The sequence below is a fragment of the Streptomyces violens genome, assembly GCF_000717745.1.
Classification (GTDB): Bacteria; Actinomycetota; Actinomycetes; order Streptomycetales; family Streptomycetaceae; genus Streptomyces; species Streptomyces violens.
The window spans coordinates 140,573-155,653 of record NZ_JOBH01000013.1 but is presented as its reverse complement, the minus strand read 5'-3'; the positions used below and the strand labels follow the sequence as shown (position 1 = coordinate 155,653).

Below are 15,081 nucleotides of genomic sequence, written 5' to 3'. Positions count from 1 at the left end.
CGCTCACCCCTCCACCGGAACGGCACGCGCGAAGCCACCGTCCACCATCAGGTTCGCCACGGTCGTGAGCTCCGGCGGATTGCCCGCGAGCCGCTCCAGGAACTCGTCGAAGTCCCCGCCGCACGGCAGCAGCAGCCGTTCCACCCGCTCCTGGACCGACCAGCCGTCCCGGTCCCGCGCGTCGTCGTACGCGCAGAACCACACCGACCCCGCCGCGTCCCCCCGCACCTTCACCGCGATCACACCGCCCTGGACGAAACCGACGCCCAGGTAGTCCTTCGTGAAGTGGTCCCGCAGACACTTGTTCACATACACCAGGTCGTTCACGGCCGCCTCGTCCCGCACCGTGAAGAACGGCTGGTCCACCAGCAGCCCCAGATCCGCGTCGAGCGCCGCGCCCACGGGCGCGCACCCGCCCGCCGCCTTCAGGAACGCCCGGTACGCGCCCGGCAGCCGGTACCCCAGCGCCTCCTCGGCCTGCAGTAGCGCGTCCTCCGGCACCGACACATCACGGTGCGGCAGCCCGAAGTGCGTCGGCCGCGTCTCCTGCAGCGGCCGCGTCCCGCGCTTCTCGTGGTCCACCGCCGCCGTCGCCAGCCCGCCGTGGTGCCGCAGCAGCGCCTTCACCTCGACCGGCACCAGCTCCATGCGCCGCGTCCCCGCCACGTGATGCCACGTCCAGCCGTGCGGCGTCGCCACCGACGGCACGTCCTCCCACAGCTCGTGGCCCGCCGCGTGCAGGGCGGCGTTGGCCGACACGAAGTCCGTCAGCCGCAGCTCGTCGACCCCGAAACCCTCCGGCGGCTCGGCGATCTCCGCCGCCGCCCGCGCATACGGAGAGAAGTCCGGAAAACCCGAACCGTCCACCCGTACACCCCGCGGAAAGCGCGCGGCCCGGACCGGGTCCGGGAAATGCACGACCTGCCCGGCGTAGGCCGTGTTCGGTGGCGCGGCGCTCTGCCCGAGCCGACCTGTCGTCATGGCGGTTGCCCCCTGGCTGGAACTGGCTACTGCCGCACAGCCTAAGCGCTACGGCAACCCCCGCTCCCGCCCCCGCCCGCCCCCACAGGCCGCCCGCCGGCCACCCGCCGAGCACCTTTTCGGGGCATCACACACGCACCACCACACCCTCGTACATCCGTGCCACCACACCCCCGACCGGCCGACTTTCACAGACCAGTGACAAGGACCGGCACACACCCGTGACACCCACAGGGCATGCCCGACTTCCGCAACACCCAGCGCGTTTGGCAGGCTGACCCCCGCAGACGGGGGGATGCAGGGAGGGAAAGCACCGCATGAGCACCACCGCACAGTCCGCCGCACGGACCGCCACAGGCGCCGGCGCAGGCAACGCCGAACAAGGCGCCGCGCCGTCATCCGCGCACCCCACCGGCGACCCCCGAATCGGCTGGAGCGCCACCGCCGACAACGAAGGGCCGCCCACACTCCGGCACCGCCGCGACGGCATCCTCCCCACCGTCGCCGCCGCCCTCTCCGTCCGCGGCACCACCCTCACCTGCACCGCGAGCAAGTCCGAACAGCCCCCCGCGCTCCACCCCCTCGTCCAGGACTTCCTCGACACCCTCAACACCGCACAGCGCGAACGCTTCACCGGCCGCTGCCCCGAAGCCGTCCTGCTCTCCCGGCACCTCACCGCCGTCGAAGCGAACCGCTCCAAACGCCAGTCCAAAAAACCGCTCACCAACGGCGAAGCCCGCCGCTCCCTCAAACACTCCAAACTCACCGCCCGCCACATCCGCGAGGACGGCGACCCCCAGCACGGCCACTACGCCGCGCCCTGCCGCTCCTGCGACGCCCTCCTGGCCTTCTTCGGCGTCATGCCCGTCGGCCTCTCCGCCGCAGGGAGCTGAACCGCACCATGACCCCACCCACCACCGCGTACGACCGCGCCGCCGGCGCCACCACCCGCTTCCCCGTCGCCGTCGACGCCGCCCTGCACGAAGCCGGCTGGCAGCCCGGCCACTGGGACATCAAGCAGGCCGAACGCTGGGCCGACGCCCTCCGCGAATACGCCTCCCCCGGCGGCCACCGGCACACCGTCTTCCCCGCCGCCGTCGAAGCCTGGGCCGAATTCGGCACCCTCCGCATCAGCGCCCCCGGACCCGGCCGGCACATCGCCCCCACCCCCTTCGAGATCGACCCGCTGTACGGCATCCACCTCGCCCGCACCCTCGGCGACCTCGGCCGCGCCCTGGACACCCAGGTCGCACCGCTCGGCCGCGAAGCCGACAGCCAGGCCACCCTCGCCATCGACGCCGAAGGCCGCGTCTACAGCCTCGACCACACCGGCGACTGGTACCTCGGCCGCGACATCGACCAGGCATTCGCCACCCTCGTACTGGGCACCCGCCCGACCCGCCTGACGGTCGGCACGAGCTGACACGAGGACACGACCTGACGCGACCTGCCCCCTCCGGCGGGGCGGAAAAAGCCAAACACCGCCCCGCTAGCTCTCCGCCCCGTCCGGCACCACCGCCGACACCCGGAAGCCACCCGCCTCCGTCGCGCCCGAGACGAACACCCCGCCCAGCCCGGTGACCCGCTCCCGCATCCCCACCAGGCCGTTCCCCCCACTCGGCAGCCCCGCGTCCGCCGCACCGCGCTCCGACGGACCGTTCTCCACCTGCACCGCGACCTCCCCCTCACGATGCGCCAGCCGCACCCGCACCCGCGCCCCCGGCGCATGCTTGTGCACGTTCGTCAGCGCCTCCTGCACCACCCGGAACACCGTCTGCTCCACCCCCGGCCCGTACGCCCGCGCCTCACCCTCCACGGACAGCTCCACCGCCGTGCCCGCCGCCCGCGACTGATCCACCAGCCCCGCCACATCCGCCAGCGACGGCCCCTCCCCCTCGGCCTCCGGCCGCCCCGCCGCCGGACCACCACCCGCATGACGCGCCCGCACCGCCCCCGGCGCACCCTCCACCAGCACATCCCCGGCCGCAGCCGCCCCCTCCGCGGACTCGGCCGACTCCGGCACCTGCGACGCCCGGGACACCTTCGACGCCACCGCTACCAAACGCTCCGGCTCGTCCGACACCCGCACCGACGCCCCCGCGCCCTCCCCCGTACGCAGCACCCCCAACATCTCCCGCAACTCCGTCAACGCCTGCCGGCCCATGTCCCCCACCAGACCCGCATTCCGCGACGCCTTCTCCGGATCCTTCAACGCCACCGCCTGCAACGCCGCCGCATGCACCACCATCAGACTCACCCGGTGCGCCACCACGTCGTGCATCTCCCGCGCGATCCGCGTCCGCTCCTCATTGCGCGCCCACTCCGCACGCTCCTCCGCGCGCTCCGCGAGCAGCATCAGCTCCCGCTCCAGGCCGTCATTGCGCTCCCGCAGGCTCTCCACCAGGCGCCGCCGCGCCCCCACGTACAGCCCCAGCAGCACCGGCGGCGCCGTCAGCACCAGCCCCAGCGCCACCGACACCAGCGGCACGAACCACCACGGCGGATCGAAGTCCTCCTGCGACGCCACGTCCTGCTGCATCTTCAGGATCGTGATGATCAACGTGCCGATGACGGACATCCCCGCCAGCAGCACCGTGAACCGCCGCGGCACGTCCGACGCTGCCAGCGTGTACAGGCCCACGATCCCCAGCAGCGCGCCCAGCTCCGCGGGCGTCACCGCGATCGACACCAGCACGACGACAATCGGCCACCTGCGGCGCAGCAGCAGCACCGGGCCGACCAGCAGCCCGAGCACGATCCCCGCCGCCACCGGCAGCCGGGACTCCTCCGCGAACTGGATCCCCTCCAGCACGCACTCCGCCGTCGAAGCGACAGCCAGACACACATCCAACGCGGCACTGCGGCGGCTCTCCCACCACCATGGCCCGCCACCCGGCGCACCCCTGACGCCCCCGGCGTCCCTTACCCCCGTCGCGGTCATACCGCCCACCCTACGGGCGCCCGCCACCGATTTCCGGCCACGCCCACCACCCTGCGACCCGCCCGTTACGGACCAGTACCTGCGACTTTCCCTCGAACCGGCGAATCACCCACATTTTCGGCACATCTGTCCACCGCGGACGCGACGCTTCGCTCTGTGACAAACACCCACACGGGATTCGAGTCCCTGCGCGACGAGGCACTGGCCCTCCGCCGCGCGGGCCTCAGCCGCCGCCAGATCCGCGACCGCCTCAAGGTCGACGACGACCATCTGCTGACCCGACTCCTCCAAGGCGAGCCGCCGCCGGAGTGGACGAAGCGCCCCAATGCGAAGGACGACCTTCGCGCCCAGGCCCGCGAGCTGCGACGAGCAGGCAAGACGTACAACGAGATCGTGGCCGAGCTGGGAGTCTCGAAGAGCTCGGTATCACTGTGGGTCCGGGATCTACCGAAGCCCATCCCCTCACCCGAGCGCATGCACCGGATGCGGGAGGCCCGCTGGGCCCCGTACCGGGAGGCACGCGACCGGCAGTGCGCAGAGACAAAGGCGGCGGCCGCGAAGGAGATCGGCAAGCTGAGCGATCGCGAACTGTTCCTCATCGGCGCGGGCCTCTACTGGGCCGAGGGTTCCAAGGACAAGCCGTATCGCCGAACCGAGGTCGTCGCGTTCGTCAACAGCGACCCCGACATGATCCGCGTATACCTCCGCTGGCTGGACCTGCTCGGCGTCGGCCGCGACCGGCTCCACCTGCACGTGATGATCCACGAGTCGGCGGACGTTGCGGGAGCGGAGCGCTACTGGGCCGACCTGACCGGCGTGGACGTCACCACGTTCGGCAAAACCACGCTCAAGAAGCACAACCCGAAGACGGTCCGGAAGAACGTCGGCGAGGGCTACCGCGGCTGCCTCGTGATCCGCGTCAAACAAGGCGCCGACCTATACCGTCGCATCGAAGGCTGGTGGTGCGGCATAGTGTTGGGTGCTGAACGGGATCACCCGGGCGGATGTCCGGTTTAACCCCGTTTGCCATCCCCTGTGGTGTAATTGGCAGCACTGAGGCTTTTGGTGCCTTATGTCCGGGTTCGAGTCCTGGCAGGGGAGCACTGCTCAGTTCGGGTCCTGACCGCATCGTCGGGACCCGTCCGCGTTTCGGCTGCAATACGCACCGGTATCCTTCGGGTGTCCACCACCCGAAGTAGCCAAGAAGCCGAAGGGCATCCCCGTGAGCGCCAACCGCCCGGCAGCCGTCGTCGTTCTCGCAGCGGGTGAGGGCACCCGCATGAAGTCGGCGACCCCGAAGGTCCTGCACGCGATCTGCGGCCGCTCCCTCGTCGGCCATGTCGTCGCCGCCTCCCGTGAGCTGGACCCCGAACACCTCGTCGTGGTCGTGGGCCATGCCCGTGAGCAGGTGACCGCGCACCTCGGTGAGATCGACGCGAGCGTCCGTACGGCGGTGCAGCACGAGCAGAACGGCACCGGGCACGCCGTCCGTATGGGGCTGGAGGAGCTGACCTCCGGAGGGTCCGGCGAGGCCGGTGCCCCGGGTGTCGAGCTGGACGGCACCGTGGTCGTCGTGTGCGGCGACACGCCGCTGCTGACCGGGGAGACGCTCAGGAAGCTTTCCGAGACGCACGCCGCCGACGGCAACGCCGTCACCGTGCTGTCGGCCGAGGTGCCGGACGCGACCGGGTACGGCCGGATCGTGCGGGACGAGGCGACCGGCGCGGTCACCGCGATCGTGGAGCACAAGGACGCGAGCGACGCGCAGCGGGCGATCCGGGAGATCAACTCCGGCGTGTTCGCGTTCGACGCGCGGCTGCTGATCGAGGCGCTGGGCAAGGTGCGGACGGACAACAGCCAGGGTGAGGAGTACCTCACGGATGTGCTGGGGATCGTGCGGGAGGCCGGGCACCGGGTGGGTGCGGCGGTGGCGGCCGATCACCGGGAGATTCTGGGGATCAACAACCGTGTGCAGCTGGCGGAGGCGCGCCGGCTGCTGAACGACCGGCTGCTGGAAGCGGCGATGCTGAGTGGTGTGACGGTTGTGGATCCGGGGTCGACGTGGGTGGATGCCACGGTGACGTTCGAGCCGGATGCGGTGGTGCAGCCGGGTACGCAGCTGCTGGGCAGTACGCATGTGGCGTCGTTCGCCGAGGTGGGGCCGCAGTCGCGGCTGGCGGACACGGTGGTCGGTGAGGGCGCTGTGGTGTCTTTCACGGTGGCGGACGGTGCGAAGGTCGGGCCGGGGGCGAGCGTGGGTCCGTATGCGTATCTGCGGCCGGGTACGGAGCTGGGGCCGAAGGCGAAGGCCGGCACGTATGTGGAGATGAAGAACGCTTCGATCGGTGAGGGCACGAAGGTGCCGCATCTGTCGTATGTGGGGGATGCGACCATTGGTGAGTACACCAACATCGGTGCTGCGAGCGTCTTTGTGAACTATGACGGTGAGGCGAAGCACCACACGACAGTGGGGTCTCACTGCAAGACGGGGTCGGACAACATGTTTGTGGCTCCTGTCACGATCGGGGACGGCGCGTACACCGCGGCGGGCTCTGTGATCACCAAGGATGTGCCCCCGGGTTCGCTGGCTGTCGCGCGTGGTCAGCAGCGGAATATCGAGGGTTGGGTCGCTCGTAAGCGACCGGGAAGCGCCGCCGCGCAGGCCGCTTCGGCTGCTCGTCAGGAGAGTGAGGACGAGCAGTGACCGGGCAACGGGTGCGCCGTGCGGGGCGTACCGTGATAAGCGCACGCAACGTGGTCGGCGCAGGCAAAGCGCCCTCATGTTTGAGAGCTTGGCAAGGAGATTTGCTGTGACCGGGATCAAGACGACCGGCGAGAAGAAGCTGATGCTCTTCTCCGGCCGCGCCCACCCCGAGCTGGCGGAGGAGGTTGCTCACCAGCTGGGTGTCAGCCTGGTCCCGACGAAGGCTTTCGACTTCGCGAACGGTGAGATCTATATCCGTTATCAGGAGTCGGCGCGTGGTGCGGACTGCTTTTTGATGCAGAGCCACACGGCTCCCATCAATAAGTGGATCATGGAACAGCTGATCATGATTGATGCTCTGAAGCGCGCTTCGGCGCGGAGCATCACGGTGGTCATTCCTTCGTACGGCTATGCCCGTCAGGACAAGAAGCACCGCGGCCGTGAGCCGATCTCGGCGCGTCTGGTGGCGGACCTGCTGAAGACGGCGGGTGCGGACCGCATCGTCACGGTGGATCTGCACACGGACCAGATCCAGGGCTTCTTCGACGGTCCGGTGGACCATCTGTTCGCGCTGCCGGTGCTGGCGGACTACGTGGGCGCGAAGGTGGACCGGAACAAGCTGACGGTCGTCTCCCCCGACGCCGGCCGTGTGCGTGTGGCGGACCGCTGGTGCGACCGGCTGGACGCGCCGCTGGCGATCGTGCACAAGCGGCGTGACAAGGACGTGGCGAACCAGGTCACGGTCCACGAGGTCGTGGGTGACGTGCAGGACCGGGTGTGTGTCCTGGTCGACGACATGGTGGACACCGGTGGCACGATCTGTGCCGCGGCCGACGCCCTGTTCGCGAACGGTGCGGCGGACGTGATCGTCACCGCCACGCACGGCATTCTGTCCGGCCCGGCGGCCGACCGTCTGAAGAACTCCAAGGTGAGCGAGTTCGTGTTCACGAACACGCTGCCGACTCCGGGTGAGCTGGAGCTGGACAAGATCACGGTGCTGTCGATGGCCCCGACGATCGCGCGTGCGATCCGTGAGGTCTTCGAGGACGGCTCGGTGACGAGCCTGTTCGAGGAGCAGTGAGCTGATTCCCTGCTTAGCCGAGGCTCCGCGCAGGGGCTTGCGTAGATCGATTTTCGAGGCGGCCTCCCCGCCGGGTAGACTCACGGAGTTGCTCGGCGAGGGAGGCCGTACTCGTATGTACGGCTGTCCGTTATCGACGCGCTCTTCGTAGCAGGTCTGTCGTGGGCCGGGTGACGGCCGTCAGATCCGTTGAGAAGTACTACGAGGAGTGCATCATGGCCGAGGTCAAGATTTCCGCCGAGCTGCGTACCGAGTTCGGCAAGGGCAGCGCCCGCCGTCTGCGTCGCGAGGACAAGGTTCCCGCGGTCGTTTACGGTCACGGCGCGGAGCCGCGTCACGTGGCGCTGCCGCACCACGACACCCTGATGGCGCTGAAGAACTCGAACGTCCTGATCAGCCTGGACATCGAGGGCAAGCGCGAGCTGGTGATCCCGAAGGCCGTGCAGCGCGCCACCATCCGTCTGGGCATCATCGAGCACGTCGACCTGCTGCTGGTCCGCAAGGGCGAGAAGGTCTCCGTCGAGCTGCCGATCCACACCGAGGGTGAGCTGGCCCCGGGTGGCAACCTGCTCGAGCACGTGCTGAACACCCTGCCGGTCGAGGCCGAGGCGACCCACATCCCCGAGTCGGTCACCGCCGACATCGCGGGTCTGGACGCCGGTCAGTCGGTGCTGGCCAAGGACATCAAGCTGCCGGCCGGTGTCTCCCTGGGTGTCGAGGACGACGCGGTCGTCCTGCAGGTCGTGGCCGCGCAGGCCGAGGCCGCCGCCGAGGGCGAGGGTGAGGGCGAGGAGGGCGCCGAGGCCTGAGCCTCGGACCACCTCTGACGGTCGCCGCCTCCGACGGTCTCCGTCATCGGTTCTTCCGCCGCCGTCCCGTTCGTTGCGAGCGGGGCGGCGGTTTTTTTACGTACTGTTTCTTACGTGCAGGAGTGCAGCGGTGAGTGAGGACTCGGCGAGCCCGTGGCTGGTGGTGGGGCTGGGTAATCCCGGTCCCGAGTACGCCGCGAATCGCCACAACGTGGGGTTCATGGTGGCCGATCTGCTGGCGGAGCGGATGGGTGGCCGGTTCAAGGCGCACAAGGCGCGGGCGCAGGTCGTGGAGGGGCGGTTCGGTCCTCCTGGGCCGGCGAGCCGGCGGGTGGTGGTGGCGAAGCCGTCGTCGTACATGAACCTGTCGGGGGGTCCGGTGACGGCGCTGCGGGACTTCTACAAGGTGCCGGTGGAGCGGATCGTGGCGATCCACGATGAGCTGGACATCGACTACGGGGCGCTGCGGCTGAAGCTGGGTGGCGGGGACAACGGTCACAACGGCCTGAAGTCGATGACGAAGTCGATGGGCGCGGACTACCACCGGGTGCGGTTCGGGATCGGTCGGCCGCCGGGGCGGATGCAGGTGGCGGACTTTGTGCTGAAGGACTTCTCGTCGGCGGAGCGCAAGGAGCTGGACTACTTCGTGGACCGGGCGGCGGATGCGGTGGAGGCGCTGGTCACAGAGGGGCTGGAACGGGCGCAATCCGCCTACAACTCCTGAGTGGGACAGCGCGGGACGACGCCTGACGAAGCGTTCTGATCGAGTTGACCGGGCGTACTCGCATGGCAAAGGATCGCCGCCATGTCCAGGACAGGTACGAAGGGGTCCAAGAAGCGCAGCCGCACCAAGCGGGCGGGCGAGAGCGCCTTCGGGCTGCTGCTCGTGATGAAGAACCTGCTGATGGCACTGCTCGCGCTGCTGCTGTTGGTGGCGGGCGCGTGGACGTCGTGGAGCACGGCGCAGTACGCGATGCTCGTGCAGGCGAAGGAGCGCGGCACGATGACGGTGGCGTCGTGCGGCGAGGAGCGCTGCTGGGGTCCGTACGTGCCGACGGGCGGGGACGGGGAGCGCCGGGCGAAGGTCGTGCTCGCGGAGGCGGCGGCTCCGGAGAAGGGGCAGCTCGTCGAGGTGACGGTGGAGCCCGATTCGGATCGTGCGGTGCGTACGGGTCCGGGCGGCATTCTGTACGCGTGGGCGCCGCTGGGCGGTGCGCTGCTGCTGGCTTCGCTGGTGGTGGCGGGGGGACTGCGTATGCGGAGGACGGCGTGGGGCGTCGGTCTCGCGGGGGCCGCTGTGTTGGTGGCGGCGTTCGTCGCGCTCTAGTCCCGGGGCTCTGCCCCGGACCCCGGTCCTCAAGCGCCGGACGGGCTGGATTTTCGGCCCGTCCGGCGCTCTCTTGTTGATCAGCCCGTGTTGCGCAGGCCCGCCGCCACACCGTTGACGGTCAGCAGCAGGGCCCGGGCCAGTACCGGATCCGCTTCCTCGCCGCGCTGGGCGGCCTCGCGCTGGCGGGCGAGGAGGGAGACCTGGAGGTAGGACAGCGGGTCCAGGTAGGCGTCGCGGATGCGGAAGGTCTGCTGGAGCACCGGGTTGGATTCGAGGAGCTCGTCCTCCTTGGTGACCCGCAGGACTTCCTGGACCGTGAGCTCGTGCTCGGCCTTGATGACGTCGAAGACGTGCTTGAGCTCGTCGGGGACGAGGGTGTCGACGTAGTGCTGGGCGATCCGCAGGTCGGTCTTGGCCAGCGTCATCTCGACGTTGGACAGGAAGTTGCGGAAGAAGTGCCAGTGCTCGTGCATCTCGCCGAGTACGGAGTCCAGGCCGGCCTCGCGGGCGGCCTTGAGGCCGGTGCCGACGCCGAACCAGCCGGGGACGATCTGGCGGGACTGGGTCCAGCCGAAGACCCACGGGATGGCGCGCAGGCCGTCGAGCGAGACGCCCGAGCCGGGGCGGCGGGAAGGCCGGGAGCCGAGGTGCAGGTCGGCGAGCTGATCGACCGGCGTCGACGCGAGGAAGTACGTCGGCAGGTCCGGGTCCTCGACCAGCTTGCGGTACGCGGAGTGCGCGGCGTCCGAGACGACGTCCATGGCGGCGTCCCAGCGGGCCAGCGCCTCGTCGGACTGGCGCGGCGCGGTGTGCAGGGCGGAGGCCTGCAGCGTGGCCGCGACGGTCAGTTCCAGGTTTTCGCGGGCCAGGGACGGCACGAGGTACTTGTCGGAGATGACCTCGCCCTGCTCCGTCACCTTGATCTCGCCCTCCAGCGTGCCGTACGGCTGGGCGAGGATCGCGTCGTGGGAGGGGCCGCCGCCGCGGCCGACGGTGCCGCCGCGGCCGTGGAAGAGGCGCAGCCGTACGCCGTGCCGGTGGGCGACGTCGCGGAGGAGTCGCTGGGCGCGGTGGATCTCCCACTGCGAGGTGGTGATGCCGCCGAACTTGGACGAGTCGGAGTAGCCGAGCATGACCTCCTGGACGTCGTCGCGGAGGGCGACGAGGCGTCGGTAGGAGGGGTCGGAGAGCATCTCGTCCAGGAGCTGGTCGGCGATCTTCAGCTCCTCGGTGGTCTCCAGGAGGGGGACGATGCCGACCTTGGCCCAGCCGGCGTGCAGGTCGATCAGGCCTGCCTCGCGGGCCAGCACCGCCGCGGCGAAGACGTCGTCGGAGCCCTGGCACATGGAGATGATGTAGGACTCGACGACCTCGGGGCCGAAGGTGGCCTTGGCCTTGCGGATGGTCTCGAAGACGCCGAGGGTCTTGGCTCCGGCCGCGTCCAGCGGGGCGGGGGTGGAGGCCAGCGGGCGGCGCGAGCGCAGCTCCTTGGCGAGGAGCTTGCGGCGGTAGTCGCGCGGCATGTCGACGTAGCGCCAGGACTCCTCGCCGAGGCGGTCGAAGAGCTGGCCGAGGGCGTGGTGGTGGGCGTCGGCGTGCTCGCGGACGTCCATGGTGGCGAGCTGCAGGCCGAACGCGGCGATCGTACGGATCGTGCGCTCCAGGCGGCCGTCGGCGACGAGGCCGCCGCGGTGCTCGCGCAGCGAGGTCTGCAGCAGGGCGAGGTCGTCGAGGAGCTCGCCGGTGCCGAGGTAGTCACGCCCGGTGACGTGCGGGGTGTCGTTGGCCAGGCGCTCGCGGGTGTTGACGAGCTTCTGGCGGATACACGTGGCCTTGAGGCGGTAGGGCTCCTCGGAGTTCAGCCGCTTGTAGCGAGGGCTGATCTCGGGAAGGAGTTCCAGGTCCTGCTGGAGGGAGGCGAGGAGTTCCTCGGTGGCACCGCAGTTGCGGATGGAGTTCGACAGGGCGCCGCGCAGCTCGTCGATGTGCTCCAGCGCGTCGGTGATGCCGTGCTCGTGCTGGAGGATCAGGACGTCCCAGGTCACCTGGGGGGTGACGTTGGGGTTGCCGTCGCGGTCGCCGCCGATCCAGGTGCCGAAGGTGAGGGGGCGGGTGCCGGGCGGCAGCTGCACGCCGGCCCGCTCCAGCTCGGCGGCGAGGTCCTCCAGGACGTCGCCGACGGCGCCGCGGCCGAGCTCGTCGAGGTAGTAGATGGCGTTGCGGGCCTCGTCGGTGGGCTCCGGGCGCGCCACGCGCAGCTCGTCGGTCTGCCAGATCAGGTCAATGTTCTCCGCGAGGCGGAGGTCGGCGCGGCGGCGGTCGCCGGCGTCGGTGGTCTCCAGCAGCTCGGCGACCTTGCGGAGCTTGGTGAGGACGGAGCGCCGGGCGGCCTCGGTGGGGTGCGCCGTGAAGACGGGGCGTACGCCGAGGTGGGCCGCGGTCTCGCGAAGGTGCTCGGGGTCGGCGTCCTTGAGCATGTCGGCGGTGCGGGCGAGGATGCCGCCCTCGGCGGCGCGCCGGGTGCGCAGCTCGCGGCCGCGGTGCACCTGCTCGGTGACGTTGGCGAGGTGGAAGTACGTGGAGAAGGCCCGCACGAGCTTGGTGGCGGTGATCAGGTCGGTGTCGCCGAGGAGCTCGGCGGCGGCCTCGCCGTCGGTGCGCGTCAAGGCGCGTACGCGTTCCACCAGATCGAGGAGCTCGGGGCCTTCCTGGCGTACGAGGGTCTCGCCGAGCAGGTCGCCGAGGCGGCGGATGTCGGCGCGCAGGGCGCCGTTGGCGGCGTCGGCCGCGTCGGGGGCCCCGGGGCGCGGGGTCTGCCGGTGGGCGTCGGGAGAGATGTCGGCACTGCTCACAGGTGCGGCTCCTTGCAGTGTTGAGCACGTCTGGGCTGGTGGGTGTCTTGTGGACACTCCCTGGTGGCGGGTTGCGGACCGCGCTGTCCGACGCCTCAAGAATAGATCTCCGCTTTTCGGGCGGTCATACCGTCCGCTCTGTGAGAGGGGCTGTCGGGCCGGTCACACCCTTGTACGGTGTGGCGGCACTGCCATACTTACGAGACCGTAGGTTACGGAACCGTAGCCATGCCTCCGACCCCAGCGAGGGACACACATGACCGCTGGCCCTGAAGTCGTCGAGAAAACACCGAAGACCGCCGAGAGCGCGCCGCCGCCCGCGACGCTGGGCGGCGACAGCAAACGTTCCGTGGAGCAGATCGCGCTGCTGCTGTTCATCGTCCTGCCGTTCCTGGCGCTGGTGGCCGCGGTGCCACTGGCCTGGGGCTGGGGCGTGAGCTGGCTCGATCTGGGGCTGCTGGTGGCGATGTACTTCATCGGCTGCCACGGCATCACGATCGGTTTCCACCGCTATTTCACGCACGGTTCGTTCAAGGCGAAGCGGCCGCTGCGGATCGCCCTGGCGATCATGGGGTCGCTGGCGGTGGAGGGTCCGCTGGTGCGGTGGGTGGCGGATCACCGCCGGCACCACAAGTTCTCCGATGCGGAGGGTGACCCGCATTCGCCGTGGCGTTACGGCGAGACCGTGCCGGCCCTGCTGAAGGGCCTGTGGTGGGCGCACATGGCGTGGATGTTCGACGAGGAGCAGACGCCGCAGCACAAGTTCGCGCCGGATCTGATCAAGGACCCGGCGATCCGCCGGATCTCCCGCCAGTTCGTCCTGTGGACGGCCGTGTCGCTGCTGATCCCGCCGCTGGTCGGCGGGCTGGTGACGATGTCGTGGTGGGGCGCCTTCACGGCGTTCTTCTGGGGCTCGCTGGTGCGGGTGGCGCTGCTGCACCACGTCACGTGGTCGATCAACTCCATCTGCCACGCGGTGGGCAAGCGTCCCTTCAAGTCCCGTGACCGCTCCGGGAACGTGTGGTGGCTGGCGATCCTGTCCTGCGGTGAGTCCTGGCACAACCTGCACCACGCGGACCCGACCTCCGCGCGGCACGGTGTGCTGAAGGGGCAGCTCGATTCCAGTGCCCGGCTGATCCGCTGGTTCGAGCAGCTGGGGTGGGCGTACGACGTGCGCTGGCCGAACGCCTCCCGGATCGACTCCCGGCGCCAGGAGAACGACGCCCGCCGCAAGGACAAGGCCGCCGAGGCGGCATGATTGACGGGTGGCAATCGATGGCAGCAGCGTGAGTGGCAGTAAGGACAACACATCTTCCGGTGCGGGCGCGCGGCGTGCGCGGCGGGTCCGCATGACGGGCAAGGAGCGCCGGGAGCAGCTGCTGGACATCGGGCGCGCGGTGTTCGCGGAGCGTGGCTTCGAGGGCACGTCGGTGGAGGAGATCGCGGCGAAGGCCGGGGTGTCCAAGCCGGTGGTGTACGAGCACTTCGGCGGCAAGGAAGGGCTGTACGCGGTCGTCGTGGACCGGGAGATGCGGCAGCTGCTGGACATGGTGACGGGTGCCCTGACCGCGGGGCACCCGCGTGAGCTGCTGGAACAGGCGGCGTTCGCGCTGCTGGACTACATCGAGACGTACACCGACGGCTTCCGCATTCTGGTGCGGGACTCGCCCGTGGCCCAGTCGACGGGTACGTTCGCGTCGCTGATCAGTGACATCGCCACCCAGGTCGAGGACATCCTGGGCCTGGAGTTCAAGGCCCGCGGCTTCGATCCGAAGCTGGCGCCGCTGTACGCGCAGGCGCTGGTCGGGATGGTGGCGCTGACGGGCCAGTGGTGGCTGGACGTGCGCAAGCCGAAGAAAGCGGAAGTCGCCGCGCATCTGGTGAATCTCGCCTGGCACGGGCTGGACGGGCTGGAGCCGAAACCGCGGCTTATAGGGCATCGCAAGGCATGAACTCCTGTCACACGCGCCCCAAAGTTCACCCGAAAGAGTGAGCAGCGCACGCGACCCGCGCGCGCCGGGTCAGGACAGGGGTTCGAGGAATTCCAGCCGGTTGCCGACGGGGTCGTGGGAGTAGAAGCGGCGGTGGCCCGGGAGGTCGTCGTCCCAGGTGACGTCCGCGCCGTGGGCGGTGAGGCGGGCGGCGAAGGCGTCGATGCCGGTGACGAGGATCCCCGGGTGGGCCTTGGCCGATGGCCGGTAGGCGTCATCGATGCCGAGATGCAGCCGGACCTTGCCGGCCTCGAACCAGCAGCCTCCGCGCACCGCGAGCGTGGCCGGCTTGGGGGCCCGGACCATGCCCAGCGCGCCTTCGTAGTACCGGCACAGCGCTTCCTCCGAGCCGGGCGAGGCGAGCTGGACGTGGTCGAGGCCGGTGATCATGC

The 15,081-nt window shown here is 69.9% G+C and carries 14 protein-coding genes and 1 tRNA gene; 11 read left to right on the top strand and 4 right to left on the bottom strand.

Annotated features, from left to right (window positions below; translation table 11 throughout):
* Nucleotides 1–3 precede the first annotated feature (3 nt).
* Nucleotides 4–981 carry an SMI1/KNR4 family protein gene (locus IF04_RS0125155; RefSeq protein ID WP_037960609.1) on the bottom strand — a complete coding sequence of 326 codons (978 nt, stop codon included), beginning with the start codon at nucleotides 979–981 and terminating at the stop codon, nucleotides 4–6.
* A 317-nt stretch (nucleotides 982–1,298) separates the two neighbouring features.
* Here IF04_RS0125155 and IF04_RS0125150 point away from each other — a divergent pair, with 317 nt between their 5' ends.
* Nucleotides 1,299–1,874 (top strand): YwqJ-related putative deaminase, encoded by a 576-nt coding sequence (locus IF04_RS0125150; protein WP_078600763.1) that lies wholly within the window; start codon nucleotides 1,299–1,301, stop codon nucleotides 1,872–1,874.
* A gap of 8 nt (nucleotides 1,875–1,882) precedes the next feature.
* The gene (locus IF04_RS0125145; protein ID WP_030262177.1) at nucleotides 1,883–2,404 is read left to right on the top strand and encodes an SUKH-3 domain-containing protein; all 522 of its coding nucleotides are present in this window, start codon (nucleotides 1,883–1,885) and stop codon (nucleotides 2,402–2,404) included.
* 66 nt (nucleotides 2,405–2,470) lie between these two features.
* Here the strand turns inward: IF04_RS0125145 and IF04_RS0125140 are convergent, their stop codons facing one another.
* Entirely contained in the window at nucleotides 2,471–3,922 is a 1,452-nt protein-coding gene (locus IF04_RS0125140; protein ID WP_030262174.1) for a sensor histidine kinase, read from the bottom strand.
* 156 nt (nucleotides 3,923–4,078) lie between these two features.
* On the opposite strand from IF04_RS0125140, the gene IF04_RS0125135 reads away from it, so the two are divergent.
* The 7 genes from IF04_RS0125135 to IF04_RS0125100 all read left to right on the top strand — a co-directional run bounded on the left by IF04_RS0125135 (nucleotide 4,079) and on the right by IF04_RS0125100 (nucleotide 9,843).
* Nucleotides 4,079–4,939 (top strand): hypothetical protein, encoded by an 861-nt coding sequence (locus IF04_RS0125135; protein WP_030262171.1) that lies wholly within the window; start codon nucleotides 4,079–4,081, stop codon nucleotides 4,937–4,939.
* 12 nt (nucleotides 4,940–4,951) lie between these two features.
* Nucleotides 4,952–5,023 (top strand) — tRNA-Gln (locus IF04_RS0125125).
* Between the two features lie 121 nt (nucleotides 5,024–5,144).
* Nucleotides 5,145–6,626 carry a bifunctional UDP-N-acetylglucosamine diphosphorylase/glucosamine-1-phosphate N-acetyltransferase GlmU gene (glmU, locus tag IF04_RS0125120; RefSeq protein WP_078600761.1) on the top strand — a complete coding sequence of 494 codons (1,482 nt, stop codon included), beginning with the start codon at nucleotides 5,145–5,147 and terminating at the stop codon, nucleotides 6,624–6,626.
* A gap of 106 nt (nucleotides 6,627–6,732) precedes the next feature.
* Nucleotides 6,733–7,707, top strand: a complete 975-nt coding sequence (locus IF04_RS0125115; RefSeq protein ID WP_030262165.1) for a ribose-phosphate diphosphokinase — start codon at nucleotides 6,733–6,735, stop codon at nucleotides 7,705–7,707.
* A 215-nt stretch (nucleotides 7,708–7,922) separates the two neighbouring features.
* Nucleotides 7,923–8,516 (top strand): 50S ribosomal protein L25/general stress protein Ctc, encoded by a 594-nt coding sequence (locus IF04_RS0125110; protein WP_030262161.1) that lies wholly within the window; start codon nucleotides 7,923–7,925, stop codon nucleotides 8,514–8,516.
* Between the two features lie 130 nt (nucleotides 8,517–8,646).
* Nucleotides 8,647–9,240, top strand: a complete 594-nt coding sequence (gene pth / locus IF04_RS0125105; protein WP_030262158.1) for an aminoacyl-tRNA hydrolase — start codon at nucleotides 8,647–8,649, stop codon at nucleotides 9,238–9,240.
* 81 nt (nucleotides 9,241–9,321) lie between these two features.
* Nucleotides 9,322–9,843, top strand: a complete 522-nt coding sequence (locus IF04_RS0125100; protein WP_030262155.1) for a hypothetical protein — start codon at nucleotides 9,322–9,324, stop codon at nucleotides 9,841–9,843.
* An 80-nt stretch (nucleotides 9,844–9,923) separates the two neighbouring features.
* On the opposite strand, the gene ppc is transcribed toward IF04_RS0125100, so the two are convergent.
* Nucleotides 9,924–12,683 (bottom strand): phosphoenolpyruvate carboxylase, encoded by a 2,760-nt coding sequence (ppc, locus tag IF04_RS0125095; protein WP_051831562.1) that lies wholly within the window; start codon nucleotides 12,681–12,683, stop codon nucleotides 9,924–9,926.
* Nucleotides 12,684–12,954: 271 nt separating this feature from the next.
* On the opposite strand from ppc, the gene IF04_RS0125090 reads away from it, so the two are divergent.
* Together IF04_RS0125090 and IF04_RS0125085 are read left to right on the top strand one after the other, a co-directional pair.
* Nucleotides 12,955–13,956 (top strand): acyl-CoA desaturase, encoded by a 1,002-nt coding sequence (locus IF04_RS0125090; RefSeq protein WP_030262148.1) that lies wholly within the window; start codon nucleotides 12,955–12,957, stop codon nucleotides 13,954–13,956.
* Nucleotides 13,957–13,963: 7 nt separating this feature from the next.
* Nucleotides 13,964–14,650, top strand: coding sequence for a TetR/AcrR family transcriptional regulator (locus IF04_RS0125085; protein WP_211259857.1), 687 nt, complete (start codon nucleotides 13,964–13,966; stop codon nucleotides 14,648–14,650).
* Nucleotides 14,651–14,719: 69 nt separating this feature from the next.
* Here the strand turns inward: IF04_RS0125085 and IF04_RS0125080 are convergent, their stop codons facing one another.
* Nucleotides 14,720–15,079 carry a VOC family protein gene (locus IF04_RS0125080; RefSeq protein ID WP_030262141.1) on the bottom strand — a complete coding sequence of 120 codons (360 nt, stop codon included), beginning with the start codon at nucleotides 15,077–15,079 and terminating at the stop codon, nucleotides 14,720–14,722.
* Between the last annotated feature and the right edge of the window lie 2 nt (nucleotides 15,080–15,081).

What these genes read in the sequence shown, in the direction of transcription:
- IF04_RS0125155 (WP_037960609.1), bottom strand. Translation starts at nt 981, where the DNA reads ATGACGACAGGTCGGCTCGGGCAGAGCGCCGCGCCACCGAACACGGCC.
- IF04_RS0125150 (WP_078600763.1), top strand. Translation starts at nt 1,299, where the DNA reads ATGAGCACCACCGCACAGTCCGCCGCACGGACCGCCACAGGCGCCGGC.
- IF04_RS0125145 (WP_030262177.1), top strand. Translation starts at nt 1,883, where the DNA reads ATGACCCCACCCACCACCGCGTACGACCGCGCCGCCGGCGCCACCACC.
- IF04_RS0125140 (WP_030262174.1), bottom strand. Translation starts at nt 3,922, where the DNA reads ATGACCGCGACGGGGGTAAGGGACGCCGGGGGCGTCAGGGGTGCGCCG.
- IF04_RS0125110 (WP_030262161.1), top strand. Translation starts at nt 7,923, where the DNA reads ATGGCCGAGGTCAAGATTTCCGCCGAGCTGCGTACCGAGTTCGGCAAG.
- IF04_RS0125100 (WP_030262155.1), top strand. Translation starts at nt 9,322, where the DNA reads ATGTCCAGGACAGGTACGAAGGGGTCCAAGAAGCGCAGCCGCACCAAG.
- IF04_RS0125090 (WP_030262148.1), top strand. Translation starts at nt 12,955, where the DNA reads ATGACCGCTGGCCCTGAAGTCGTCGAGAAAACACCGAAGACCGCCGAG.
- IF04_RS0125080 (WP_030262141.1), bottom strand. Translation starts at nt 15,079, where the DNA reads ATGATCACCGGCCTCGACCACGTCCAGCTCGCCTCGCCCGGCTCGGAG.